Source organism: Weissella sp. DD23 (assembly GCF_001579105.1).
Taxonomy (GTDB): Bacteria; Bacillota; Bacilli; order Lactobacillales; family Lactobacillaceae; genus Weissella; species Weissella cibaria.
In genome coordinates, this window is the sequence record NZ_KQ970392.1 from 257,079 (window position 1) to 258,055 (window position 977).

The following is a 977-nucleotide window of genomic DNA, read 5'->3' on the forward strand; positions in this document are numbered from 1 at the left end:
GGTATTGGATCGGACATTGTACGGACCGGATGTCATTCGAGGTGGGCAACAACAGAATTCAGTGCCTGACTCGGCAACCTTAACGGTGTTAACCCGAATCATTCCAGAGTTACCACCAAAAGAATTGATTGCACGATTAGAGCAGCTGGTTGCGGATGTAAATGCGACTGATGAAACTATGCAATTGGCCTTGCATGTGAGCGCTTATGACGATGCTGTGGTGACACCAAAAGATAGTCAACTGATTCAATTGATTCAACGGTTGGTGCCAGACTACTTGCCCGAACCATTGGCTGCACCAGCTATTGCGGTATCCTTGGGAACAGACGCTTCGCAGTTTATCAAAGCCAATCCGAACTTAGAACTTGCAGTAATCGGACCGGGTAACGCGACAGCACACAAGGCTGATGAGTACGTTGAACGTCAGGCCTATTTGGATATGGTTGGCCTATACGAAGCAATTGCAAAACAATATCTCCAATAAGTTCCCTTTTTGATAGGCGAATATGGATGGGGTCTGTATAATTCATTTATGAATTGATGCTTTGATTGCCAATCGATATGTCGGCCACTCACACCAAACGCGCAAACGTGAGTGCCTAAACCTAATTATTTATCAAGACGAGGCCTTCCTTGGATAAGAAGCGAACAGATGGACGAACCTGTGTCCTTGTTCTTGGTGAATGATTAAGCGATTGCAGACTGAAAGACAACCGAAACACCATGGTAACCAGCAAACGCCAGCTAGACGTTTGCTGGTTTTTTTGTTGGTTGTGGTGTGGTGGTGTCGTGCTAGCGCACGAACAACAGGTGTGGCTGGTATCCTACGCCTTTGTTCAAAAACTCGGCAACCGAATGGCGCGGACGCCATTCAGCGGGGCAAATAATTCCCCCTAAAGCCTCAAGGTCTGTGTGGGCTTTTCTGAATAGCGCCGGCCATGCGGCATGTTGCCGATTTTTGAACGCTCCGGATACCA

The 977-nt window shown here is 47.6% G+C and carries 2 protein-coding genes; one reads left to right on the plus strand and one right to left on the minus strand.

What is annotated here, in order from left to right; all coding sequences use genetic code 11:
• Nucleotides 1-484, plus strand: a 484-nt coding sequence (locus tag WEIDD23_RS14605; protein WP_242865446.1) for a M20/M25/M40 family metallo-hydrolase, incomplete at its 5' end; no start/stop codon positions are given.
• Between the two features lie 308 nt (nt 485-792).
• Here WEIDD23_RS14605 and WEIDD23_RS14035 read toward each other — a convergent pair.
• Nucleotides 793-977, minus strand: a 185-nt coding sequence (locus WEIDD23_RS14035; protein ID WP_207644206.1) for a hypothetical protein, incomplete at its 5' end; no start/stop codon positions are given.